General features: G+C 61.1%; 19 protein-coding genes and 1 pseudogene. 7 read left to right on the top strand and 13 right to left on the bottom strand.

Annotated elements, in window-relative coordinates; genetic code table 11:
• Window positions 1-8 precede the first annotated feature (8 nt).
• The 4 genes from R3E82_20450 to R3E82_20435 all read left to right on the top strand — a co-directional run bounded on the left by R3E82_20450 (window position 9) and on the right by R3E82_20435 (window position 5,110).
• Window positions 9-1,883, top strand: a complete 1,875-nt coding sequence (locus tag R3E82_20450; GenBank protein ID MEZ5553263.1) for a hypothetical protein — start codon at window positions 9-11, stop codon at window positions 1,881-1,883.
• Window positions 1,883-2,956, top strand: a complete 1,074-nt coding sequence (gene pdhA, locus R3E82_20445) for a pyruvate dehydrogenase (acetyl-transferring) E1 component subunit alpha (GenBank protein MEZ5553262.1) — start codon at window positions 1,883-1,885, stop codon at window positions 2,954-2,956. The genes R3E82_20450 and pdhA overlap by 1 nt, the downstream gene beginning before the upstream one ends.
• Entirely contained in the window at window positions 2,949-3,929 is a 981-nt protein-coding gene (locus tag R3E82_20440) for an alpha-ketoacid dehydrogenase subunit beta (GenBank protein MEZ5553261.1), read from the top strand. Before pdhA ends, R3E82_20440 begins: the two co-directional genes overlap by 8 nt.
• A gap of 80 nt (window positions 3,930-4,009) precedes the next feature.
• Window positions 4,010-5,110: a Glu/Leu/Phe/Val dehydrogenase gene (locus tag R3E82_20435; protein MEZ5553260.1), complete on the top strand. Its 1,101-nt coding sequence runs from the start codon at window positions 4,010-4,012 to the stop codon at window positions 5,108-5,110.
• 4 nt (window positions 5,111-5,114) lie between these two features.
• Here the strand turns inward: R3E82_20435 and R3E82_20430 are convergent, their stop codons facing one another.
• From R3E82_20430 to R3E82_20420, 3 genes are all read right to left on the bottom strand, one after another.
• Window positions 5,115-5,522 carry a GFA family protein gene (locus R3E82_20430; protein ID MEZ5553259.1) on the bottom strand — a complete coding sequence of 136 codons (408 nt, stop codon included), beginning with the start codon at window positions 5,520-5,522 and terminating at the stop codon, window positions 5,115-5,117.
• Window positions 5,523-5,574: 52 nt separating this feature from the next.
• Window positions 5,575-6,540, bottom strand: a complete 966-nt coding sequence (locus R3E82_20425; GenBank protein MEZ5553258.1) for a Coq4 family protein — start codon at window positions 6,538-6,540, stop codon at window positions 5,575-5,577.
• A gap of 96 nt (window positions 6,541-6,636) precedes the next feature.
• Entirely contained in the window at window positions 6,637-8,094 is a 1,458-nt protein-coding gene (locus R3E82_20420) for a sulfatase (protein MEZ5553257.1), read from the bottom strand.
• Between the two features lie 134 nt (window positions 8,095-8,228).
• Between R3E82_20420 and R3E82_20415 the strand changes: the two genes are divergently transcribed.
• Window positions 8,229-9,050: a phytanoyl-CoA dioxygenase family protein gene (locus tag R3E82_20415; protein ID MEZ5553256.1), complete on the top strand. Its 822-nt coding sequence runs from the start codon at window positions 8,229-8,231 to the stop codon at window positions 9,048-9,050.
• Window positions 9,051-9,174: 124 nt separating this feature from the next.
• Window positions 9,175-9,426: pseudogene (locus R3E82_20410) on the top strand (MFS transporter).
• A gap of 173 nt (window positions 9,427-9,599) precedes the next feature.
• Here the strand turns inward: R3E82_20410 and R3E82_20405 are convergent.
• Window positions 9,600-12,323 carry a bifunctional acetate--CoA ligase family protein/GNAT family N-acetyltransferase gene (locus R3E82_20405; GenBank protein ID MEZ5553255.1) on the bottom strand — a complete coding sequence of 908 codons (2,724 nt, stop codon included), beginning with the start codon at window positions 12,321-12,323 and terminating at the stop codon, window positions 9,600-9,602.
• Between the two features lie 177 nt (window positions 12,324-12,500).
• Window positions 12,501-13,463: an IS5 family transposase gene (locus R3E82_20400; GenBank protein ID MEZ5553254.1), complete on the bottom strand. Its 963-nt coding sequence runs from the start codon at window positions 13,461-13,463 to the stop codon at window positions 12,501-12,503.
• Window positions 13,464-13,684: 221 nt separating this feature from the next.
• Between R3E82_20400 and R3E82_20395 the strand changes: the two genes are divergently transcribed.
• Window positions 13,685-14,959, top strand: coding sequence for an aminotransferase class I/II-fold pyridoxal phosphate-dependent enzyme (locus tag R3E82_20395; protein ID MEZ5553253.1), 1,275 nt, complete (start codon window positions 13,685-13,687; stop codon window positions 14,957-14,959).
• Window positions 14,960-14,978: 19 nt separating this feature from the next.
• Here R3E82_20395 and R3E82_20390 read toward each other — a convergent pair whose 3' ends face one another.
• The 8 genes from R3E82_20390 to R3E82_20355 form a co-directional block, all read right to left on the bottom strand.
• Entirely contained in the window at window positions 14,979-17,126 is a 2,148-nt protein-coding gene (locus tag R3E82_20390; GenBank protein MEZ5553252.1) for a PQQ-dependent dehydrogenase, methanol/ethanol family, read from the bottom strand.
• Window positions 17,127-17,228: 102 nt separating this feature from the next.
• Window positions 17,229-17,825, bottom strand: a complete 597-nt coding sequence (locus tag R3E82_20385; protein ID MEZ5553251.1) for a molecular chaperone TorD family protein — start codon at window positions 17,823-17,825, stop codon at window positions 17,229-17,231.
• Complete coding sequence (locus R3E82_20380; protein MEZ5553250.1) at window positions 17,822-20,755, bottom strand: molybdopterin-dependent oxidoreductase; 2,934 nt, start codon at window positions 20,753-20,755, stop codon at window positions 17,822-17,824. The genes R3E82_20385 and R3E82_20380 overlap by 4 nt, the downstream gene beginning before the upstream one ends.
• Window positions 20,752-21,789 carry a 4Fe-4S dicluster domain-containing protein gene (locus R3E82_20375; protein ID MEZ5553249.1) on the bottom strand — a complete coding sequence of 346 codons (1,038 nt, stop codon included), beginning with the start codon at window positions 21,787-21,789 and terminating at the stop codon, window positions 20,752-20,754. The genes R3E82_20380 and R3E82_20375 overlap by 4 nt, the downstream gene beginning before the upstream one ends.
• Window positions 21,782-22,459, bottom strand: coding sequence for a hypothetical protein (locus R3E82_20370; protein ID MEZ5553248.1), 678 nt, complete (start codon window positions 22,457-22,459; stop codon window positions 21,782-21,784). The genes R3E82_20375 and R3E82_20370 overlap by 8 nt, the downstream gene beginning before the upstream one ends.
• Before the next feature lie 105 nt (window positions 22,460-22,564).
• The gene (locus tag R3E82_20365; protein ID MEZ5553247.1) at window positions 22,565-23,212 is read right to left on the bottom strand and encodes a TetR/AcrR family transcriptional regulator; all 648 of its coding nucleotides are present in this window, start codon (window positions 23,210-23,212) and stop codon (window positions 22,565-22,567) included.
• Between the two features lie 109 nt (window positions 23,213-23,321).
• Window positions 23,322-24,467 (bottom strand): acyl-CoA dehydrogenase family protein, encoded by a 1,146-nt coding sequence (locus R3E82_20360; GenBank protein MEZ5553246.1) that lies wholly within the window; start codon window positions 24,465-24,467, stop codon window positions 23,322-23,324.
• Complete coding sequence (locus R3E82_20355) at window positions 24,464-25,624, bottom strand: acyl-CoA dehydrogenase family protein (protein MEZ5553245.1); 1,161 nt, start codon at window positions 25,622-25,624, stop codon at window positions 24,464-24,466. Before R3E82_20355 ends, R3E82_20360 begins: the two co-directional genes overlap by 4 nt.
• Window positions 25,625-25,640: the final 16 nt, after the last annotated feature.

The raw sequence follows: 25,640 nt of genomic DNA, 5'->3' as shown, positions 1-25,640 counted from the left end.
AAATGATCATGGATATGTCACACCCACCCGGTCAGCGACTGCAGACTATTGCGACTCTGCTGGTGGGCTGCTGGGCGGCAGTTACCGGCGGCATGGCGGATGCGGCGGATCCGATCAGCGGTCATCTTTCGGTGGGTGGCCGGAATGTGAGCGTGGCTGGGGATGACGCGAAGTTCAAACAGCAGGTGAATTTGGACAGTGGTGCTCGACTTTTTGATTTCGGGTTCGTCTACGAACCGGCAGGCACCGGTTCCACGGTACCCGATCGGATAGAAGCTGCCGCCAGCGGCCTGGGCGGCGATCCCTATCAGAGTCTGCGCCTGGGTGTGCGCAAATACGGCAGCTATCGCTTCACCTACGAGCGCAGCCAGTCCGACTACTTCTATGAGGACATCTTCCTCGACCCGGCGGACGAGAGTGCCACCCGGTCGAACGGCGGCGACTATCACCACTTCGATTTTCAGCGCATCCGGGATTCGGCCGATCTCGATGTCCAGCTGACCGACCAGGCGAAACTGCTGGTTGGCTTCGATCAGTACACGAAGAAGGGGGATCGCACCACGGTGCTCGATCTCTCCCGCGAAGAATTCGAGATGGATCAGTCCATCGATGAAACTCTGCAGAACTACGACATCGGTCTGGTCTACGACTGGAACCGGGCGTCCGTGCAGGTGAATCAGCGCTGGCGCCAGTTTGACAACGACGTGCATATTTTTCTTCCGGGGGCATCGGAAGGTTCGGCGCCTGGAGCACCTACCCGGCTGGACAGCTTCTTTCTGGAGCAGCCCTATGGCTATGACAGCCGGGAGACCCAGGCAGGCCTGACCCTGCGGCCCACCGATCGCTGGGATGTGCAGGCAGACGTGCTCTACGCCGATCTGGACATGGATGTGGACGCGGTGGAGTCGGTGATCGGTCTCGACTACCTTGGCAACCCTCTGCCCACGCCGTTGGCTGCGGATGGCGCATCGAATCGAACCATCCGCCAGGTCTACCTCAGCACCGGTTATGCGCTCACCGGGCGTCTGCGGCTCACGGCCAGCATCCGGGATCAGCATCTCGATCAGGACACTGATCTTGATTTCGCTTCGTCAACGGGTGTGAGCGACTGGAAGATCGACAACACCACCTTCGCCCTCGGTATGGAGGCCGTACTGCGGGATGACTGGACGGTCAGTGGCGGCTGGACCACTCAGAAGCGTGACACCGACTACGATCAGTCAACCGATGGTCTGGGCCGCAGCGCAGACGAAGAGACTCAGGCAGACGGCTACTACCTGGTGGTGGCCTATCGACCTGGAAATGCGTTCTCCGCAAGTTTCAGCGCGGAAGACAACAGCATCGATGATCCTTTCACACTGTCATCGCCTACCGACAGCCGCCGCTACCGTCTGCGTGCTGCCTATCGCTGGGACAATGGTCTGGGTGTGAGCGCCGCGTACGCCTGGCGTAAGCATGAAAACGATGATTCCGGCTGGGAAGCGAAGAGTGAACAGGCCGATCTGCGTCTGACCTACAGCATGGATGTGCTCTCCGTGTCGGTTGGCGCTTCGTTCGTGGATCTGGATCGGAGCATCGATCAGCAGGTGCAGGCCGGAACACGACAGTTACTGTTTCCCATCAGCTACTCGGCAGATTCGGATTTCTGGGATGGCACCCTGCGCTGGCATCTGCTGGAGCGGGTCGATCTGCTCGGCAGCTACCGTCAGTACGAAAATGACGGCAGCTTCAAAGTGTCCCGTGATGATGCCCGGCTCGGTGTGGATGTGCGACTGACACCGATCTACAGCCTGGGTATGAACTACCGGAACATCGACTACAACGAAGACTTCGAATCCTTCGACGCGGACATCTGGGAGATGTCCATCGGGTTGCGCTGGTGATGACAGCGGCTGGGCCAGAGGTCCGGCACACGGCCTTTCTCGATCGCGATGGCCGGCCGCTCCAGGATCTGCCTGAAAAGCTGTCCAGACCCGAGATACTGCATGGCCTCTACGGCGACATGGTGCGAGCCCGGGTTTTTGACGCAAAAGCCATCGAGCTGCATCGCACCGGCCGACTGGGTACCTACGCTTCGCTGCTGGGCCAGGAAGCCATCGGGGTCGGTGTTGGTCATGCCATGTCCAGTGAAGATGTGCTCCTGCCTTCCTTCCGTGAGCACGCGGTTCAACTCAAACGCGGCGTGTCACTGACGGAGCTGTTTCTTTACTGGGGTGGCGACGAGCGCGGATCCGACTTTGCGGTTCCGCGAGAGGATTTTCCGGTGAGCATCACCGTGGGTGGACATGCTCCCCACGCGGCAGGAGTGGCTCTGGCCTTCAAGTTGCGCGGCGAACCTCGGGTTGCGGTTTGCATGTTCGGCGACGGCGCTACATCCAAAGGTGACTTCTATGAAGCAATGAATGTCGCCGCGCTCTGGGATCTGCCGCTGGTATTTGTCGTCAGTAACAACCAGTGGGCGATCTCCACCCCGCGGCGTGAACAGACTGCCGCAGCCAGTCTTGCGCAGAAGTCCATCGCGGCCGGATTCGAGGGTGAACAGGTGGATGGCAACGATGTCATCGCCGTGGCCAGTGTGATGGCAGGCGCGCTGGCTGACGCACGGCTTGGTTCGGGCCCCCGGCTGATCGAGTGCCTCACTTATCGGCTCGGCGACCACACTACGGTGGATGATGCCCGTCGCTACAGAAGCGATGCGGAAGTTGAAGAGTGGCGGGAACAGGATCCGATCCGCAGATTGCGCAGTTATCTCACCGCGCAGGGCGAGTGGAGTGAGGGTCAGGAAGCCGAACTGATCGCGCGTTGCGAAGCTGAAGTCGATCGTGCAGCCGAGGATTATCTCGCGACGCCACCCCAGGCGCCCGAGTCCATGTTCGACTCTCTGTACGCGGAACTGCCGGTACCGCTGCGCGCACAGCGCGAAGCACTGCTGGCGGCCGGGGGCGGCAGTGACTGAGCACAGTCTGCTTGCTGCGGTGAATCTGGCCATGAAGCGGGCCATGACGGAAGACGAGCGGGTACTGCTGCTGGGCGAAGATGTGGGTGTCATAGGCGGGGTGTTTCGGGCAACCGAAGGCCTGCTGCAGAGTTTCGGGCCCCGGCGGGTTTTCGACACACCGCTGGCCGAGACCCTCATTGCCGGTATGGCGGTCGGGCTGGCCGTGCAGGGCTTTCGGCCCGTCGCTGAGATCCAGTTCATGGGTTTCATCTATTCGACGCTGGATCAGATGATCAATCACGCGGGTCGAATGCGCAGCCGCACCCGCGGACGTCTGTCCTGTCCCATGGTGCTGCGCGCGGCCTATGGCGGCGGGGTACATGCGCCGGAACATCATTCGGAAAGCACGGAAGCCCTGTTTGCGCACATTCCCGGGCTGCGTGTTGTGATCCCGTCGTCGCCGAAGGCGGCTTATGGGTTGCTGCTGGCCGCGATTCGGGATCCGGATCCGGTGGTGTTTCTCGAACCGAAACGCCTGTATCGGACCGCGAAGGAATCTTTCGAAGATGACGGTGTTGCGATGCCCCTGGACGTCTGCCGGGTATTGCGTGCAGGCAGCCATGCAACCCTGATCTCCTGGGGTGCGATGCTGAAAGAAACCCTCGCGGCTGCTGATGAACTTTCCCAGGAAGGCATAGAAGCCGAGGTCATTGACCTGTGCACCCTGAAACCCCTCGACGGTGACACAATCCTCGAGTCTGTCAGCCGCACCGGCCATGCGGTGATCGTGCATGAGGCCGCGCGCACTGGCGGATTCGGTGCGGAGGTGGCGGCGCTCATCGCAGATGCGGGTGTGTTTGATCTCGAAGGATCGGTGACCCGGGTTACCGGTTACGACACGGTGATGCCGCTGTCGCGTCTGGAACACTACTACCTGCCGGATGCCGCGCGCATCGTCGCCGCAGTGCGCGCCAGTCTGGACGAGGGCTGACGAAAGGCGAACTGCCCGGGTGGCGAATCCAGGGTCGGCAGACGGGCGACACACATCAGTAACCAGCGGGAGGCGCTGTCGTGACAACCGAATTCCAGTTTACGGATGATCTGGGCCCCGAGAAGGTCATCGAACTCTATGAACCGTCTGTGGGTCTGCGTGCCATTCTCGTAGTGGACAATGTTGCCGCGGGTCCCGCCATCGGCGGTGTGCGTATGGCGGTGGATGTGGATGCGCGGGAGTGCTTCCGGCTGGCGCGTGCCATGACACTGAAGAACGCCATGGCAGGACTCGCCCATGGTGGCGGCAAGTCCGTGATCGCCGCGGACCCCTCGATGCCCCACGAGGACAAGACGCGGCTCCTGCGGGCGTTCGCCCGGGCCATTGCGGATGTGCACGACTACATTCCGGGACCGGACATGGGCACTAACGAAGTTTCCATGGCCCAGGTGAAAAGCGTGATCGGTCGCGCGGTGGGACTGCCGCGGGAGATCGGTGGAATTCCGCTCGATGAGATCGGGGCAACGGGTCTCGGCCTGGCTGCCGCGGTGGAGGCGGCGCGGCCATTCTGTGATCTGGATATGGCTGGAGCCCGGGTGGTGGTGCAGGGGTTCGGCTCGGTCGGTCAGCACGCGGCGCGTTTTCTGCAGCACAGCGGCGCACGCCTTGTGGCTGTGTCAGACAGCGGTGGTGCGCGGATCTGTGAAACCGGCTTCGATATCGAGAAGCTGATTGAACTCAAAGTGGCCGGAAAGTCGGTGGCGAGCAGCGACCAGGGCAGCACGCTGGCAGCGGACGAGCTGCTTGCGGTTCCCTGCGAGATCTGGATTCCCGCCGCGCGGCCGGATGTGATCACTGAAGAGAACGCCGCACGAATCGATGCAAAGATCGTTGCGCAAGGTGCAAACATACCCGCCACCGAAGGTGCCGAAAAGATACTCGCCGAGCGTGGGATACTGGTGTTACCCGACTTCGTTGCGAACGCCGGTGGTGTGATATGCGCAGCGGTGGAGTATCACGGTGGCAGCGAAGCCCAGGCTCTGGAGACGATCAGACAGCGGATCGGCACCAACACCACACAGATACTGAAACGGATGGCTGAGCAGGGCGGTCTGCCGCGTGAAGCGGCTCTGGCAATCGCCCGGGAGCGGGTGCTGCGGGCGATGTCGTTCCGAACCTGAAGGTCTAACCCTGCTGAGCGAGCGCGGGGACACCGGGCACGAGGGTTACCCAGTTCTGTTTGCTGTCGCACCAGACCTGGAACTGGGGTTTGAAGGTACTGGTGTCATCGAGGGTGCCGGTCTTCAGATACACAACGTCGGGCTGTCCGGGAACGGCGGAGTAGATGGGCGAGCCGCAGGTGCCGCAGAAAAAACGCTGCACGGTGTTGCCGCTCGTGGTGGCTGAGTCCTCGTAGAGCCTGGGTCTCCCTGCGGTGAGTGTGAACTCCGTCTTCGGTACACCGGCCAGGGTGGAAAACGCTGATCCGGCCTGTCGCTGGCAGTTCTTACAGTGGCACACACCGGTTACGGCGGGCGGATTCTCGATCTGGTACCTGATCTCGCCGCAAAGACATTGGCCTGTGATTGCCATGTTGATCTCCTCTTATCTGTCGTTCGGGTTCCCGGTTGCAGCTCGATCAGGCTCAGGCAGCGGCTGCTTTCAACTGCTCCAGCAGATCGGCGGGGAAACTGCCTTTGAAGGGCTCTATCCCATGGCGTGCGCGCAGTTCGCTGACGGGTTGTCGCCATTCCTTTTCCCATGGGATATCCATGAAGGAAGGTGTGTTGCGGCCGTGCAGCCAGGCTTCGCAGATATTCTGCAGAAGCAGGCTGAAACCGGTGGCTGCGCGGGACTGACTGATAGTGGCCACGGTTGCCAGAAACATCGCAGAGTAGTTGTGTCCGAACTGCGCCAGTTGAAATGCAGAAATGGCGATCTCGTGCAGTGACGTTGTCTGATAACCGGCAACCAGATGCCAGATGTCATGCATCTGCAGAATGCGTGTGTTCGTGTAGCCCAGTGCCGGAGGCAGATTGGCCAGGCCGATGGCTTCCCGGTCCAGCACCTCCGCGTCGTAGCCGTTGTTCACCAGCATGTGATAGAGATCGGCGGCGAGGCTGCCTTCCGGGCAGCGGGCCAGATCGGTGAGCTTGAGCAGGGGCGGGATTTCACGCTGCGCGGCATCGGTCACACCGGGATGCTGTCTCGCCGCCTGCTCGGCGAGCTCGTGAAACCGTGCATCCACTGCCCCTCCCAGAGCGGCGACCCGGGCGGTGATGGAGGCTGCGTCGTAACCCTGCTCGGCATCTGCGACTGCGTTGGCGAATTCCCGCCAGAAGCTGTGGGTGAGTGGGGCCTCCGGAGCGTCGAGGCCGTCTCCCGACCCGGGGCTCGCATGTTCAGTGCCCAGCCAGGCGCTGGTCAGCACGTCATAAACGGCAGCGGTTGCGGCGGGTGCGGCAAACGCTGTCCAGATCATTGCGCCGCAGACCGCCTGCTGCCCTGTTTCGGAGCTGTTCTGCGCGGCGGCAACGGCGGATCGCAGACTCTGCTCTGTGGGGCGGACTGCCAGGGGGCGCAGAGTGGCGATGAGCTGTTCTGTGTTCATGGGGAGGCTCCTGTGAGAAGTGTATCTGCGGGATTCAGGACGAGTCGGGAAGCAGTCCCGGCGCGATGGTGATCGGCTTTCTGCGCGGCGACCCTGCTACTGTGGCCACTTTGCCTCCAGACGCTCGGCGAGATCGCCCCGGTCGGTTGCTCGCAGGCGTTTCAGGTATTCGGGTAACTGGCCGCGCACATGATAAGGGCCACCTTCTTTCATGACATTATCATGGGGATCGCGCCCTCTCGCTGCACCGGCGATGTTTTCCGCCAGCCACCCGGCGAGCAGTGTCTGTCCGTGTGTGAGCTGATCTGTCTCCTGCTCCGCGAGATCCTGCTGCTGATGCGGGTCGGTACGCAGATTGAAGAGCATGTGGTCCGGATACAGGTGGAAGGCATCGTGACGGGTATTCAGGTAGAGCCAGTCGTCGAAGCGCACACCACGCTGGCAGGCCCAGGCCGCCTGTGACAGCACCAGCGTGTCACGACCCCCGTCTGTACCCGTCTCGAGTGCTTTCGCGAAGCTCCGGCCGTCCCAGGAATCGGGTACCTCCTGGCCGAGCAGGTCGAGGAGAGTGGCGGAAACATCCACCTGATAGTGCAGCGCTTCGAATCGGCCCACCGGTACCTTTCCCGGCCAGTGCAGGATCAGCGGCACCCGTGTGGTGATCTGATCCGCGGTCTGATGGTCGCCGTATACGTTCAGTTCACCAAGGGTTTCGCCGTGGTCTGAACTCAGCATGACAACGGTCTCTTCCTCCACGCCCAGATCGGCCAGAAGGTTCAGGATCCGGCCCACATAGTCGTCGGCCATCAGTACGCCGGTGTCGTAGCCATCGAACATCTGCCGAACCGCCGCCATGTCCGGTGCTTCCTGGGGTTGCCTCGGGAACCGGGCGCGCAGCTTCTGTTTCGGCGCGAAGCCATTACACTCCCGGGAGGAGTGGGGTCCGCAACCGGCCCAGTGGGTTTGTCGGACCTGCTCGGTCAGCCATTCGGGCAGGGGATCGTCGGTGAAAGGGTCTCCATAGGAGGCCGGAGCGCGATAGGGCGTGTGCGGATCCCACATGTGCACGTGGAGAAACCAGTTGTCCCGGCCACCCTCGCGCTGGAGCCAGTCCGAGGCGATCGCGAAGACCTCATCCGCGGTTTCCAGTCCGTACTTGCCGACGTTGTAGGCCTCGTCGAAGCCCGCGTACCAGTGGAAGGCGGAATGGCGCTGGGCGAAGGAACTGATGCTGGTGGTTTTCAGACCGGCGCGTTTCAGGCGCGAGGGGAAACTGTCGATCTGCAGCCTGGACCAGAATTCCCGTCCGGCGCCGTCAATCACTGGATCGGCATCGGTGCCGCCGTGGTTGACGACCCCGTTGTGGATACCAAATCTTCCGGTAAGTAAGGCGGTCCGGCTTGGCAGACAGGGCACATCCGACGCATGAACGTTGTTGAACACGGCGCTTTTCTGAGCGAGCGCATCGATATTCGGGCTCGTGGCACGGTGATACCCGTAGCAGCCCAGGTGGTCGGGGCGCAGCGTGTCGATGTCGATATAGAGGATGCGCATCAGTAATCTGCCCTGCTGGAGACGTTATGCTTCCGCGTGTGTCTGCTCCTGAAATCTGACTCATCGACTCGCTGGTCGCTGGCCGGAGAGTATTTTACTATGCATAGGGCGTCCTGATACCAGTACGGTAATCGATGCACACGAATCGGATTGATCGCAACTTCGAACTGGACCCCCGCAACAGGGATTTCGGATGGCAGACCTGCGATGGTCCCTATCGACGGCTGAGCGCAGCTCAGGCACGCCAGTATGACGAAGAAGGCTTTGTGCTGGTCGAAAACGCCTTTACGCCAGAAGAGATGGAGGCGGTGATCCATGCCATCGATCCTATCGAAGCGGAATACACACAGATGCTGCGTGACCGATTTGGCGGCAAGCTCTACATCGCCCGGGCAGATGCCATCACGTTTACCATTCATCTGGTGCTGCGTTCTGCAGTACTCAAGGCTTTCAGTCGCCATCCGGTTTTCCAGGAACTGTGCCACGACACCATGGGCACACCCTGTCGTCTCTACTGGGATCAGGCCGTTTACAAGAAACCCGGTAATCCGGACGAATTTCCCTGGCATCAGGACAATGGCTACACCTTCACCCGGCCTCAGCAGTATCTGACCTGCTGGGTCGCCCTGACAGATGCCACGCTCGACAATGGCTGTCCGTGGGTGGTCCCGGGCCTGCACCGCTACGGCACGCTGCTGCACAGAAACGCCCCACTCGGCAGGGAGTGCCTGACATCGCCGCAAAGTGCCGTGGCGGTACCGGCACGTGCCGGAGACGTGGTCGTGTTCTCTTCTCTCACACCCCACCGCACCGGGCCGAATCTGACAGATGCAGTTCGCAAGTCCTACATCCTGCAGTACGCGCTCGATGGCGCCATGACATTGCAGGGGGACGGAGACTCGCCTGCACCACAGAACGATCCTGACCGGCAGTATCTGATACACGAACATCCGTAGTCGGTTGATCTCAGGTCTGCGCCCCGTCCACCAGCCGGTAACAACTCCATGGAAGTAAATTTCCGACGTGCCCGCCCACGTCAGGGCTGTACCGGTCAGCATCAAACTGTGGGTCTGCGTGTCGATGTATTTTCTGTTGAGTCCACCGGAGGGCGCGTCGGTCACCTTTCTTACCGGCTGGATGCTGGTCTTTACACTGGGTGTCCGGGTGGCGTTCACCTCTTTCGCTGTGCCCTGGAATGCGGTAGCGGCAGAATTGTCTGAAGACTATCGGGAGCGCACGTCGATCATCACCTGTCGAATCATGGTGGGCTGGGTTGGCGGCATCATCTTCATCTTTCTCATGTACAGCTTCGTTTTTCCGGCCACAGCTGAGAACGAAAATGGTCTTCTGGTGCTGTCGAACTACAGGGTCTTCGGCATCGTGGTGCGTTTTCCCCGCGGTACCCGGCCTGGGGAAATCGATGCGGACACGCTGTTTCGTCTCGCGTTCACGGATGGCATCGGGATCACGGTGTTTTATCTGGTTCCGATAGTTCTGCTGTCGCGCTATTCGCTGACCGTCAGATCCAGCGACATCCTCACCAGTGTTGAATCATCCGGATCCTGCTGCTCCGTGAACTGCAGCATCTTTGCGAGTCCGCGCATCGCCCTGTTGTCCTTGAGGGTGATGCCCCACAGGCTGTGGATACCGCGGGAGCGCGCATAGGCGATGATCTGCTGCATGAGCCGGGTGCCCAGACCCAGTCCGGTGACATCATGTCGTATGATCACGGCGAATTCCGCCTGCTCGTTGTCAGGATCCGCTGCGATTCTCACGACTCCATAGATCTCCGTGGTGCCCGGTGTGCCAGGCAGGGTCAGCACCAGGGCCATTTCGCGATCGAAGTCGATCTGGGTCAGGCGGGCGGCCAGCTGATGAGTCAGTGCTTTCATCGGGCTTAAGAACCGGAAGCGGATTTCCTCCGGGTTGAGATTACGGAAACTGGCGAGCAGTGCGGGTTCGTCCTCCGGCAGGATCGGCCGCACATGAAAGGTTCTGCCGCTGTCCAGGGTGAGCGTTGTCTCGAGTGTTTTCGGATAGGGACGGATGGCCAGATGATCGGTGCCCTGAAACGGGTTCGAATGCCCGGAACGTCTTTCGAAAGCCAGCAGGATGCGGGCGTCCAGCGCGATCACGCCGCGCTCATCCGCGAGCAGGGGATTGATATCCAGACTGACCAGCTCGGGGAAATCCACAACGAGCTGTGAGAGACGCAGCAGCACCATGGCGATGGCGTCCATATCTGCGGCGGGACGGTTGCGGTAGCCGTGAAGCAGTCGCGACACCCGGGTGTTCTCGATCAGATCCCGGGCCAGACGCATGTTCAATGGCGGCAGTCCGAGAGCCCGATCATTGATGACTTCTACCGCGGTACCGCCCTGTCCGAAAAGCAGCACCGGTCCGAACTGCTCATCCAGGTGCATGCCTACGATCAGTTCATGCGCGCCTGGCCGATGGATCATCGGTTGCACTGTGAAACCGGAGAGCACGGCTTCGGGTATGGCGCTGGCGATCTGGGTCTGCATCCGCTCGGCGGCCCGGGTGGTCGCATCTGCCCCCTGGAGATCTAGGATCACTCCGCCGGAGTCCGATTTGTGTGTGATATCGGCGGAAAGAATTTTCAGAGCGACCGGTCCGGCGATGTCTTCGGCAACGCGGCCGGCCTGTTCCGGCGTGGTCACCACATAAGTCTGCACTACAGGTATGCCGTAGGCTTCGAGGATCTCCTTCGCATCCGCTTCGGACAGCCACAGGTCGGCACCTGTTCCGGATTGCCTGTCGAGTACTCCGGTGACTCTGTCGATGTCGGGTTCGAATTCGACGGGAACAGAGGGCGGCACTTCCATGAGCAGACGCTGATTGCGATCGTAGTTCACCAGCTGCATGAAAGCGCTGACTGCGTGTCCCGGTGTGTCGTAGGTGGCGATACCGGCATCGTTCAGCACGCTGCGCCCGTGGCGGGCGGTTTCCTCGCCAACCCAGGCGGTCAGTAGCGGAATGCCGGCCCGGGCACCCTGTGTCGCTGTCACCACCGCTTCGGCGCAGTCTCTGGCCGAGGCAACTGCCGTGGGACAGTTGAGAATCAGCAGGGCGTCGAAATCGGCCGCATGTTCGAGGAGAACGCGAACTGCTTCGGCGAGCCGCTCGGGAGGGGCATCGCCGATGATGTCGACGGGATTGCGCTTCGACCAGATGACGGGCAGCACCCCGTTGAGCGCTGTCACAGCCGCATCTGACAGCGTTGCCAGGCGACCGCCCTGGAGCAGCAGCTCATCGGTTGCCAGCACACCCATGCCGCCGCCATTGGTGATGATGGCGAGCCGGTCACCGCGCGGTCGTTTCACATCGGCGAGGGTCTCTGTTGCGGTGAACAGCTGTTCGAGACTGGTGACGCGCAGCATGCCGGCCCTGCGGAAGGCGGCATCGTACACGGCGTCGGCACCAGCCAGCGCACCGGTATGGGAGGCTGCTGCTCTGGCCCCTTCGGGGTGACGTCCGGCCTTGACGACGATGACGGGCTTCACCCGTGATGCGGCCCGGGCGGCGGACATGAACTTCCGCGTATGCCTGATGCCTTCGATGTAGAGCATGATGGCACTGGTCTTCGGATCGGCTGCCAGATAGTCGAGCATGTCACCGAAATCGACGTCCGCCATATCTCCCAGGGAGACCAGGTGGGAGAAACCGATGCCCCGGGACTTCGCCCAGTCGATGACTGAGGTAACAATGGCGCCGGATTGAGTCACGAAGGCAAGATGACCCGGATCCGGAGACAGGTGCGCGAAGCTCGCGTTCAGCGCGTGGTTGGGCGAGAGAATCCCCAGGGTGTTGGGACCGACGATGCGCAGCAGATGGGGTCTCGATGCATCCAGCAGGGCCTGCTTGAGACTCTTTCCGTCAAGAGTCTGTTGCGTGCCGAATCCGGCACTGATCACCACCACCGCCCGGGTACCGCGCTCACCGAGCTGGGCGACCAGCCCGGGCACGGTCGCCGCGGGGGTTGCGATGACGGCAAGATCCGGTGTGACCGGCAGGCTGGCGACATCCGGATAGGCAAGCACACCTTCGATCGCCTGATGCCGCGGATGTATCGGAAGAATCGGGCCATCGAATCCCGAGTGCAGCAGATTGCGCGCGACCACGGAACCGATGGACCCGGGGCGTCTGCTGGCGCCGATGAGCGCAACCGACCTGGGTCTGTAGAGCGCATCGAGGTTCCGGATGGACATGGCAACTTCCTTCTGGTGATTCGCGGACAGCGGATACTCTAGGGAACCTCTGCACAGGCAGGTGTGTAGAGGTCCGGAATGATGAATTTAGCTCGAAGCATCAGCAATTCAGGCGGAAAACGCGCAGTTAAGCTCTGTTGGAGGCCGTTTTCGGCCTCTTCCGGGCCATCATCCCGTTCACGAGAGACACCACTCCCGTGGCAACAACCTGCGTCTGAGCATGTACAAGTTGGCCAGCGCAAACGCGGTGTAGAGCCGGACCGTGTTCTTCGCCAAACCGCGATAACGAACCTTGCTGAAGCCCCACAGCCGTTTGACGACATGGAACGCGTGCTCGCCTCGGGCTCGCGCCTTCGAACGGCATCGGTTGAGGTAGCGTTGGTGCTCGGTCAACGGGCGCTGCTTGGTGCCGCGACGGTTGACCCGGTAGCGGATACCCCGCTCAAGGGCCGCCTGCCGATCCGCCTCCTTCCAGTAGGCTTGGTCGCCAAAGATCTCACGCTCTTGTCCATGCAACAGATCCGGAAGCTGGGTGATGTCCGCAGCACCCGCATGGGTCGTGGTCAGACTGTGGACGATGCCGCGCCGGTCCGTGCCGACATGGGCCTTCATCCCGAAGTGCCAGTCCTTACCCTTACGGCCCTGTCGCATCTCCGGATCGCGCGCCTTCTGGGCGTTCTTCGTCGACGGCGGCGCGGCAATGACCGTGGCATCCACGATGGTCCCGCTCTTCACCAGCAAATGCCGTTCCTCGAGCAAGCTGCGCACCTCGTTGAAGATTGCCTCGGTCAGATCATGGGCTTCCAGCAGATGCCGGAACCGCAGGATCGTCGACTCGTCCGGAATCTTATCTTCCGCGAGCTCGATCCCGGCGAAGCGCCGCATCGACTCGCTGTCGTACAGCGAGTCCTCAGCTTGCGGGTCCGACAGGTTGAACCAGTTCTGCATGAAGTAGACACGCAGCATCCGTTCCAGTGGATGGGGATGCCGACCAGCACCCGCCTTCGGATAGTGAGGCTCGATCAAGCTCATCAACCGCGCCCAGGGGATCACCGCGTCCATCTCCCTGAGAAACCGCTCGCGGCGCGTCAACTTGCCTTTGCGATCCCACGCCGCCGATGCAAATGTCGTCTGCTTCATCAGTTCCCAATACCTCGACAACCTGGCGAGAATTATCAATCATCCGCACGCACTTGTGCAGAGGTTCCCTAGCAGCCTGTTTGGCGATCAGTGCCATTGCTGATTCATTACCGCGGGCAGGGCGCCGCAAGGGGTTTGTTGCAGTGTTCGGCAGCGAATCACTCGCCCCCGCCACGCAGGTCCGGCACAATCCCCGGTTCCCACGCTTACGAGGATCTGCCGTGAAAGACGAAACCCTGGCCGTGCACGCCGGTTATCAGACCGAACCAACCACCCACGCGGTCGCCACACCCATTTACCAGACAGTCGCATACGAGTTCGACAATGCCCAGCACGGCGCGGACCTGTTCAATCTGGCGGTCCCTGGAAACATCTACTCACGGATCATGAACCCGACCTGCGATGTGCTCGAGCAGCGCGTGGCTGCGCTGGAAAAAGGCATCGGCGCTCTGGCGGTCTCTGCAGGCAGCGCGGCAATCAACTATGCGATCCTCAATCTTGCCGAGACCGGTGACAATATCGTCACCGTGCCGCAGCTCTACGGTGGTACCTACACGCTGTTCGCGCACATGTTACCGAGGCAGGGTATCGAGGTACGTTTTGCGGAGAACGATTCGGTACAGGCGCTCGAGAAACTGATCGATGATCGCACCAGGGCGATCTTCTTCGAGACCATCGGCAATCCGGCGGGAAACATTGTCGATATCGCTGCGGTTGCCGCCATGGCGCGCAGCCACGGTGTGGTAACGATTGCGGACAACACCGTGGCCACCCCGGTGCTGCTGAAGCCGGTGGACCACGGAGTCGACATCGTGGTGCATTCGCTGACCAAATACATGGGCGGTCATGGCACCACGCTGGGTGGGATCATCGTCGATTCCGGGAAGTTTCCCTGGACCGAGCACACGCAGCGCTACACGGCGATCAATAACCCTGAGCCTTCTTATCACGGGGTGGTTTACACCCAGGCCATGGGTCCGGCCGCGTACATCGCCCGGGCGCGGACCGTACCGCTGCGCAATACGGGTGCGGCGCTGTCGCCGTTTAATGCTTTCCAGCTGCTGCAGGGCATCGAGACCCTGCCGCTGCGCATGGAGCGGCATTGCGAAAACGCCCAGGCGGTGGCAGAACATCTGCAGAATCATGCTGCAGTCGACTGGGTGAGATTTGCCGGATTACCGGGCGATGCCTGTCACGAACTGGCCCGGCGCTACATGCAGGGCCGGGCGTCGAGCATCATGACATTCGGTGTGAAGGGTGGCTTTGCAGCCGGGGTGAAATTCTATGATGCGCTGAAACTGTTCAAGCGGCTGGTGAACATCGGTGATGCCAAGTCGCTGGCCTGCCATCCCGCATCCACGACCCATCGGCAGTTGACCGAGCAGGAACAGAAAGCCGTCGGCGTCACCCCGGAGGCCATTCGCCTGTCGGTGGGTATCGAAGCAATAGACGACATTCTCGAGGATCTGGACCAGGCTCTTGCGGCTTCGCGCTGAAAGAGTCCGGCCTGCAGCATCAGAAAAACCAGGCGAGCACACCCGCGAGCCTGTCCATGAATCCTGCCTTCGCAGCCTGCCACCAGGCGGGCTGCAGGGAATTTTCCCACCGGTCCTTGGCGGCATCGAGGACATAGGCCTGGATGTCTTCGACCTGCGCTTCATTCAGTACATCGCTGAAGCCAACCATGCCGGCGCTGCTGAATACGCCGTCGAGCACGATTTCCCGGAAGATCTGGTGTTTCTCCGCTGCGAGATCGCGCAGATCGGGCAGCAGCCGGCTGCTGATGAGCCCGACGCCATGACAGCGGGCGCAATGCCGTTCGTAGTGGGACTGGCCGCGGGAGATCTGCTCAGACGAACCCGTGGCCGGTGGCGGCTGCAGCAGCGCCGGGGCCGGTTCCGGGGCGGGCAGCCTGCGCTGGCCATCCAGCCGGTAGACCAGCAGCCGACCGGTTCTGCCGGGTGCGGCATCCGGAATATTCACGTTTACCGGTGCGCCACCGCCCCAGCCCGCCATCACAGCGACAAATTGTTCGCCATCGATCTCATAGCTGATGGGTGGCGCGACGATGCCGCTTTGAGTGGGCGAAGCCCAGAGTTCTGCGCCGGTATCCGCCCGGTAGGCCACCAGCCGGCCATCACCAGTGCCCTGAAAGACCAGTCCGGTCACGGTTGTCAGCACGCCGCCGTTCCAGGTGGTGGGGTGTTCGATGCGCCAGATTTCCTTCTGCGCGACAGGATCCCAGGCCAGCAGGTGGCCGGTCAGCAGGCGTCGAACCACGCCCTGCAGCAGGGCTTCGGGCAGTGGAAAACCGAAGGGCTCGTCCTGCCCGGTGTTCCAGTGGCCGCCGGGGAGATAGTCGAAGCGGGATGCGGTGCTGTAAGGTGCGGCGCTGCCCAGCGCGGGGATGTAGACCAGACCGGTGGCGTGGTTGAATGCCATGGGATGCCAGTTGTGGCCACCGAAAGGTGCGGGCCGGGTGATCTGCATTTCCCTGCTGTGATCGGCGCTGGCCGTCTCCACCGGGCGACCAGTGGTCAGGTCGACATGACTCGCCCAGTCGGCGTCGAAGTATTTTTCGGCGCTGAGCAGCTCACCCGTCGACCGGTCAAGCACGTAGAAGAAGCCGTTCTTCGGAGCCTGCATCAGGACTTTTCGAGTCTGTCCGTGCAGCGGCAGATCGGCGAGGATCATGTGCTGGGTGGCGGTGTAGTCCCAGGTGTCCCCGGGGGTCGTCTGGTAGTGCCAGACATAGTCACCGGTGTCCGGATCCAGGGCGACGATGGAGGACAGGAACAGGTTATCGCCGCCACCGGGGCTGCGGATGTGACGATTCCAGGGTGCCCCGTTGCCAACCCCGATGTAGAGCAGGTCCAGTTCCGGATCGTAGGCCATGGAATCCCAGACCGTGCCACCGCCGCCGACCTGCCAGTAGAGATCACCGCTCCAGGTGGCAGCCGCCATCCGCATGGTGTCGGATTCGAAGGGTTCCGCCGGATTCCCTGGCACCGTGTGGAAACGCCAGTCGAGGGCGCCGGTTTCGGCATCGTAGGCAGACACATAGCCGCGCACGCCGTACTCGGCGCCGCCATTGCCGATGACGACCTTGCCCTTCACCACCCGGGGCGCGCCCGTAATCGTGTAAGGGCGCGTCGGGTCAATGGTCAGAGTCTCCCATCGCACGGCGCCTGTTGCCCGATCCAGCGCGATCAGCCGGCCATCCAGCGCGCCGACGAAGATCAGATCACCCCAGGCCGCCACCCCCCGGTTCACCACATCGCAGCAGGCGTTCACACCCCAGGCTCTGGGGACCCGGGGATCGTATGACCAGATGAGCGCGCCTGTCTTTGCATTCAGTGCGAACACCGTGCTCCAGGCACCGGTGGTGAACAGAACACCGTCGATCACCAGCGGACTGGCCTCCAGGCCGCGTCGTGTGCTGGTGTCGAAATACCAGGAAAGGCCCAGGCGGCTGACATTGTCGGGATTGATCTGAGACAGCGGGCTTTCCCGGGTTTCGCTGTAGGTTCGGCCGTGTGTCAGCCAGCTGCCGGGTTCGGAATCGGCTCCGTTGAGACGGTTCTGATCGATAGCGGCGGCGAGTGCGGAAGAGCCGAGAAAGGCACAGGAAATCAGCAGGTATCTGAATGTGGCCGCGGTCATGACGGGTCAACCTGACTGTGAACTGAGCTACCCGACAATCAGGTAGCACCGGAAACCGGAGACACAGGTTACACACAAAGGCATTCGGGTGAACCCATCGGATCAGCTGCGATTCAATGATCCTGCACGCTCAGAGCCCAGTTGCAGGAATTCCTCCTCGACGAACTGGCCTAACACCGCAACCAGAGCAGCGTAGTGGCGGTCATCGCAGTTGAATGTGGCCACGATTCCGCGGGCTAATCGCAGCAGATGCCGGGTCAGGAAGTCGTACTGTGCACAGATGATGTGTGCGGCTGAATCTCCTTTCTGCTCGGTCCGGTGTTGAAGAAAGCTGAGAAAGTGCAGGAATTCGAGCTGCACTGTCAGATGGTCGGGCAGTTCACTCGTCGCAGCACGGGCAAGGCCGAAATAGGAGTAAAAGCGCAGGAGCTCTTCGAACAGCGCCGTCCGTTCCGTTCCGCAATGATCGGTCTCGTGGAGCGAACAGGCTCTGCTCGATACTCCCGGATCGAATGCGTCGAGAAAAACGGTACCCGCGTTGGTCGCGCGATCCGGAAGAGCAAGGCCGGATTCGCATTCGCTGTCCGGGTAACTGAACGCGACACAAAGCTGCTGGTAGATGAGACTGCGTTGTGCTGCTGTAGCGGGTGTGAACTGCAATCGAAGGTCGCCCTCCGAGGGCCGGGTCGGGGCGATCATCCAGCTGTCTCGACTACCCGGGCATCACGCATCAAGGCGATCTCCTGGGACTGCAGCGGCCTGATCTCAATGCGGGTATCGCGATCAAAGCCGCTCGGCTGGCCACCGAGATACCCGACCCGGAGATGCGGATGTCCGCCAGCCAGTTCCACCGGGTTGATGGGCGTGGGAGAAACCTGTCGAGGATCTCCTGAAGAATCGAACTGATAGGTCTCCCAGGAGTGATACATCAGCGTCTGTCTGGGACGGCACGCATCCGAGGTTTTTACCCGCACATTGAATGAACCGAAGTCGTTGAAGACTTTCACCCAGTCGCCGTCACCGATGCCCCGCTCAGCAGCGTCAACCGGGGAAACGATCAGAAACGGTCCGCCACGATTCAGTCTCAGCATGATCTCATTGTCCCGCCACACACCGTGGATGCTCCACCGTGTGTGTCCTCCGGTCATTACCAGCGGATAGTCGCCGCCGATTGCCGGGGGTTCCTTATACCGGGGCAGAGCCTCATCCAGTTCCAGATAGAGATCGTGGTCCAGATAGAACTGAATTCTGCGAGTGGCTGTCACATAGGGCTGTTTGTCTCGAACATGGAAGGTGAACGGAGCGAATGTCTCGTCATCTTTCATCTCCGCCATGTTCCCGATCGAAGTGGGACTGTCGCCGACTCCGCGGAAGCGGCCGAATCCTTTTTCCTTCAGCTCATCCCAGTCGAGGTGATTGAGATTTGAGGACGTCTCGGTGATGACCCGTGCGACTGCTTCATCGTCGTCCTCTTTGAACCGGCCGTCCATTGTCAGATCATCGTAGAGCCTGTCGAGGTCGACGGTCTCTCCGTCGTGAGCGGTGATCTCAGAGATCCCTCTCTGTCGCGCCTGTTTCTGAATCTCCTTCGCGAGTAGCGCCACGATCTTCCAGTCACTCATGCTCTCGCCAAGTGGTGGGGTCGCCTGGGTGGTCAGGTGATGAAACGGCACCTGAGGGGTCACCCATTTGTGGTCGGTACGTTCATACCAGGTACTGGCCGGAAGAATGTAGTCAGACCAGCGGGTTGTCGAGGACATGCGCCAGTCCACAGTGACGACGAGTTTCAGTTTCGGCCAGAGATTTTCGATGACCCGGTCACTCGCGCGAACCCGTCGCAGCGCATTCGAGACGTAATGGATGAGAATTCTCGGTGGCTGATCGGGCGGAGGCTCGAGCGGATACCATTCCTCGGTCAGAGACTGTGTCAGATACTCGCTGGGACGGCGTTTCATAAAGGGATCCCAGGCGTCTGCTTCATCGGCGTTTCGAGAGATACCACCGTGAACGTGCCAGAACAGCGAGCCCGGATTCTGTATCGGAAGTCCTTTGCCGAGTTTACCGAACCAGAGATGGCCGATATCGTGGAACACGGATTCCCGGGTGCGGCCCTTGAGCTTCGCCTGCAGCAGCATCTTCCCCACAGTTGCCAGCAGACCGACACGCTCCTTCCAGCGCAGCCCCCAGACGAAGCGCTCCCAGCCATCGTTGTTTAGCAGGGAGAACCCCGAGTACCCCGCACCTCTTCGGCCCATCTGTCCGGTAAGGCAGAAAATCAGGATGATCGCCCGCTCGGTGAGATTTCCGTGGTAGTACTTGCACAGGCTGCTGCCCGGCACGTTGCTCATGTTCCGCGCCGCTGCGATGTCCTTCGCGAAACGACGGATCAGTTCCGGGCTGGTACCGCAGAGTTCGGAGGCTGCCTCTGGCGTGTAGTCGCGGAGACGTTCCCGCAACATCGAGAAAACACTGCGGACCTCTACATCCTGTCCATTGCCGAGGCGGATGGTTCGCCTCACGTCGAGATCCGGCACCCGTTCACCTAACTGCAGAGTCTCGTCTGGCGCCGGCGTGACCCTGTCGCTGCCGCTGTCCAGAAAGAGAAAGCGATCGCTGCGGCCATCCGGCTGCAGATCCCTTTCCGTGAGAAACCGCCCGGTATCCTGGCGGACCAGCAGAGGGAAATCGGTCTGCTCCCGCATGAAGGCTTCATTGACCTGCCCCTCTTCGATCAGGAGGTGGGCTACAGCCAGCGCCAGCGCCGCATCCGTGCCGGGCCTGACCGGAATCCAGAGATCCGACTTTGTGGCGGTCGGGCTGTAGTCCGGGGCAATCGTGATGGTGCGGGTGCCGTTGTATCTCGCTTCGGTCAGAAAATGCGCATTGGGAATCGATGTGTAGATGGGATTCGAACCCCAGATCAGGATCAGGTCCGAGTAGAAGAAATCATCCATCGACCTGTCACAGGTGAAATTGCCGAAGGTTTCATAAGCGCCCCTGTGACCATCTCCAGAAAACGGATTGGGGTCGAGCGTGATGCAGCGCGTCAGCGAGGCGAATCGTGCCTGACCGGCGTGAGTTGCACCGAGGTTCAAGCCGCTCGCACCAACATCCCAGATTGTTTTGTTGGTACCTTCTTCGAGAGTGACATCGAGGTAGGTACTGGCAATGTCACGCAAAGCCTCTTCCCAGCTGACACGTTCCCAGCGACCTCCGCCACGGGGACCTACCCGGCGCAGCGGATATTTCACCCGGACAGGATCGTACATGCGCTGACTGAAGCAGGCCCCCTTCTGACAGCCTCTGGGATTGAAGTCGGGAACCTCGGAATTGGTCTGGGGATATTCTGCCGCCTGTTCCTCCCGGAACACGAGTCCATCCTTCACGTAGACATCCCAGGCACAATGGGACTGATACCAGCAGTTGATCAGATGTGTGCCACGATGCACGCTGTCCCAGGTGAACTGTTCCCGATACACGTCCATCCAGGAGGTGTAGGCGGGCGCAGGCTGGTCCAGCAGTGCGGAGACACTGGCTTCGGTTCGAGCGTGGAAACTCGGCAGCATCAATGACAGTGCCGAAGCGGTAGAGACTTTCAGGAAATCACGACGATCGAACGATGTGCTCATGTGCGGACCCTCGGATCCAGGATCCGCACAGGCGCCGCATCCCGCGGATGACGGTCGAGAGATGAAAAAAGATCGAGCCATCGACGTGAGATGAGCAGATCCATCAGCTCGGATGGTTCTCCGCGCTGGCGCCGGGTGCGCTCCTCCTGCAGAAGATCGAGCACCTCCTGTACCCGCGGTCCGAACAGTGATTCGAGGTAGTCAATGGGAATACGGGCAACCCCTGTCGGATTGCCCTGCGCGTCGAGTCCCGGTGGTGAGAGTGGAGGCACGTAGAAGACGTTCGGCCCGGTGCCGTACTCCGCATGAAGGGGCAGGGCCACACGGTACTTATGAACCAGTTTGTGAATGGGTCCTTCGGGATCATCCAGGTAGCCGACGAAGCGCACTCGACCCGGGCATTGTCGTGCGCAGGCGGGGGCGACACCCTGTTCCACCCGGGGGAGGCAGAAAATGCACTTCTGTGACACCCCTTCGACCGTATTGAAGTAGATCTTCTTATACGGACAGGCCTCCATACAGAAGCGATAGCCTCGGCAGCGGTCTTCATCGATGAGAACGATTCCATCCTCCTCCCGTTTCCCGATCGCTCCCCGGGGACAGGCTTCGAGGCATGCCGGATGGGTGCAGTGATTGCAGATCCGCGGGAGATAGAAGTAGTAGGCGTTCGGATAGTCTCCGGCACCCTGATCTTCATCCCAGTTCGGGCCCCAGTCGGGATCACCGCCTTCGGGAGCCAGCCTTGAGTCAGGATTGCCTTCGTAAAAGATTTTCTCAGATTTGTATTCCCAGGGTTCTCCGAAATCCTTCTGGGAGGGCAGCTCTCCAGGCTGCGCGACATCGTCGCGGAATCCACCGCCCAGGGATTCCCAGTCGCGCGGGCTGCCCCGACCCGGCTGCGTGTTCACGGTGTTCCACCACATCCCCTGCATTCCTTCCCGGCGCGTCCACAACCGCTTGCACGCGACGCTGCAGGTGTGACAGCCAACGCATTTGTTCAGATCCATCACCATCGCGATCTGTCTGCTACTCATGGCTGCTCCCGGCCTGTACGCGAAGTGATGATGCGGACGCTTCCAGCTCGATGGCTGTCCATTCCAGGGAGAATGCCTTGATCCCGCCCCGTTCCCTGTTGGCGCCATTCCAGATCACGATTCCAATCTGCGTGACGGATCCCGGTGTCAGTACCGCACCGCCTTCGGCGGCCGCAAGCGAACGCGTGATGCAGAGCTGCCAGGTGCCCTGGCTCCACACCGCGAGGCTGTCGGATTCGATACCCGGTCCGGGTCGTGAGGAGCCGATGCCTGTTGCGAGTACCGAACGGCTACCGTCGATTCCAGCCTGCCACTGAAGAATGTGCAGCGGGGCGTGCTCCGAGCCCATAGTGACGAGCGCTGGTTGGCCACGCACCGGAAAGGCGATCGCGGCAGCGTCGGGGAAGTTCTCGCCTTCTTTGAGACTGCGCTGTGGACACGACCAGCTCAGGTGAAGTATCGCTCGATGACCATCGTGGGCGCAGGCCAGGTGCGCTGTATCCACCGTGCCGTAGTTCTGCGCGGCCCAGCTGGCTCGCAGATAGGGGGTGGGTTGGAGTCCCAGCGGTGCTGGGATCAGTGGGATGGAAGTGTGGGGTAAATCGGACCATCCCGCCGCTGCGGGATCGAGGAGTGTGTGGATGCTGGAGAGGTTCCGAGCCTGCATCATCTTTCTCCGCGGGCGGTTCAAGTCATCCGGGAGCTACCGAGGGATAAATTGGACACTGTTTAATTAACGGCGTCAAATATATTTATCCTTATTCGTATCAACCAGTTAGGTAGTCTCGCCTGGTATCTGCCTGGCGATTTCATGATCAGCGGACAGCGTCTGATAAGCCCTGAGTATCGCTTCGGTGACCGGCTCGACCAGTTCATCGAGACTTCGTCCGAGATCGAGCTGGCCGGCGAGCTCCAGTGACACGATGCCGTGACAGCAGGCCCAGATGGTGTGAGCGAGGGTCAATGGGTCGCCTTGCAGCAGTCCCTGACTGACCGCATCACGTGCAGCGCCCAGCGGGTGTCCGAAGCTCCGCTCCCGTTGTAGTTTGAGGGGCGGGTATTCGGCCATCCCGCCCTGGCGCAGCTCGAACATGAGCCGGTAGGCATCCGGGTTGTCCCGGGCAAAACCGGCGTAAGCCCCGCACATTGCTCGAAGTCGCACCAGGGGGTTGTGCATATTCCGGATGCCGTCTTCCAGAGCGTCGGCGAAACGTGCGAATGCCCTCGTCCGCACTTCGGCGAAGATCTCCTCCTTGTTGGAAAAGTAGGTATAAGGCGTAGTCGGGCTGCGTCCCATTTCCCGCCCGATCGCCCGCATGGTGACGGCTTCGAATCCATCCTGCGCGAAGAGCTCAGTGGCGGCTGTGATGACGCGCGATCGACCGGCTTCGATTTCCTGCGGTGTCAGCGAAGCTCTGGACATTCGGGCAGACCCCGCTCCGATGGTGGGTGATGCGATCCAAGTTTACTGTGGATTCCCGGGATCGTGTTCGCGCGACACGCGGAGGCGCTGATACTTATGCAGAGATGCCCTAGAGCATTGCGGTGTTGGTTTCCACACCCAGAAAGAGACGACCGACGGTTTCAAAGGTGCTGGCGGCAACCATGATGTGCTGGGTGGCGACGTGCACATCGCGAAACTGGCGCTGCAGGCGCGAAGTCTCGTAGACCGAAGTGCCGCCGGCCTGGGTGTACATGGCGTCCACCACCTTCACGGCAGACTGCACCGCAAAGGTTGTCGCGAGGCGCAGGTCGCGGCGCTGATCGACGGGCACCGGTTTGCCTGCGAGCGCCTGGTCCCACGCGCTGGTGAGCGCCTGGTAGTAGAAGGCCCGCGCCGCGCGCAGAGTTGCTTCTGCCTGCGCGACTTCCATCTGTGTGTGCACGCGGTTCGCGATTGCAGAGGAACTGCCGGCCCGGATTTTATTCGCTGCGACTGCAATCAGCTCATCGATGGCGGCCCTGGCTATCCCCAGGGAGACGGCGGCAATCCCGAGCGCAAGAAACGTGAACTGCGGGAACTGATACAGTGGTCGATCTGATGATTCAGTGATCTCGTAACCGGCCACGTGTGCGGTCGGAACGAACAGATCCTCGACATAATAATCAGTGCTGCCGGTACCACAGAGTCCGGATACGTGCCAGGTATCCAGAAATTTCACTTCGCTTGCCGGGAGCAGCACCATATGTGTGCGCGGTGCGCCACTGCGGGTGGTAAGCGGCTCACCATTGCGCAGGATCTGGCAGCCGCCCAGTATCCAATCGGCATTTTCCGAACCCGAACCCCACTGCCAGCGACCGTTTACCAGAAATCCGCCGTCGACGATCTCCGCCCGCCCGCTGGGTGCGAACACGCCGGTGATGAGGGTTTCAGGCTTGCCGAATACAGCCCGTGCCGCCGCTTCGGGCACGCGTTCCAGCACGGTACCGCTTGTCGCACCGATAAAGGCGATCCATGCGCTGCTCGCATCACCCTGGGCAAGCAGCTCGAACACTTCGACTGCGATCAGGGGTGAAAGCTCGAGTCCGCCCAGCGCCTCAGGCACGAACATGCGAAAGAAGCCGGCTTCGGCCATCCGCTTCGAAACATCGGCCGGAATGCGCCTTCCCGCTTCGATCTCCGCAGCACGCGCAGTCAGTTCAGGAACCAGTTTTCGGGCATTTTCAATCAGATTCATTGGGCAAGCCTCAATCGGTTGGCGATGTTGTTCCGCTGCATGTTCGATGAACCGCCGACGATCGGAATTCCCAGAAGATCCCTCACGTTGCGCTCCATGTGAAAACCGTCCGACAGGCCATAGGCGCCGAGCACCCGCTGGCACACGATGGCGATCTCGACCGCCGTCTCTCCAATGAATAGTTTGGCCATCGACGATTCCACCGAACAGGGCCGGCGCTCCTGCGCAAGCCACGCTGCGTGATAGAGCATGTGCCGGCAGGCATCGAGTTTCGTTCTGGCATCAACGAGTGCGTGACGCACTGCCTGATGACCACTCAGTACGGAACCGAACTGCGTGCGCTCCTGTGCATAGCGGAAGGCTTCATCGACAACGGCGCGAGCTACTCCATAGGCCACCGCCGAAATTTCGATCTTCTCCACCTCGAGTGCTTCACCGGCGAGGGTCTGCCAGCCACGGTTCCACATCCCGGGTCCGCCAAGCACGTTCTCGACCGGCACCGCCACGTCGTCGAAGGCGACATCGGATGAACGGGTGTAGCGAAGGTTGGCGTGCTCCATGGGTGTGAGCGAGACGCCCTTCGCGCCCGGTGGTACGAGCACCAGCGACAGGTTTTCGTATTTGTTGCCGTCGGGGTCGCTGTTGACGAGGCAGATGATGTAGTCCGCGAAATCGGCACCCGTACACCAGCGCTTGCTGCCATTCACGATCACGTGATCGCCTTCGCGCCGCGCCTTCGTGCGCACGCTGGCGAGATCACCGCCGACGTCGGGTTCCGAAAGTCCGTAGGCGAACAGCAGCTCACCCCGGGCGATCTTCGGCAGCATCGACTGTTTTTGCGCAGCCGATCCGTTTTCGGAGATGTTTACACCACCGTAGAAGGCGCAGTGAATGAAAGGCCCCGCGGCAAATCCACCCGCCTGGCAGAGCTCTTCGATGGTGGCGACCGCTGCAACGAGATCCCGCCCACTGCCACCGTATGCCTCATCCACAGTCAGACCGCAGACACCGAGTGCCGCAAGCTTTTCGAACAGTTCAGCAGGATAGTGATGATCCTTGTCCCACTGTATGACCTTGTCCCCCGGCATCTCTTTTGCCACAAAACGCCGCAGGGTATCGCGCAGCGCGAGCAGGTGTTCCGGTTCATCGAAATTCATGGGAAAGCTGCATCTG

The sequence above is a fragment of the Pseudomonadales bacterium genome (assembly GCA_041395945.1).
Taxonomy (GTDB): Bacteria; Pseudomonadota; Gammaproteobacteria; order Pseudomonadales; family Azotimanducaceae; genus SZUA-309.
Note: the sequence above shows the minus strand (reverse complement) of the source record. Positions and strands in the feature narration are given on the sequence as shown.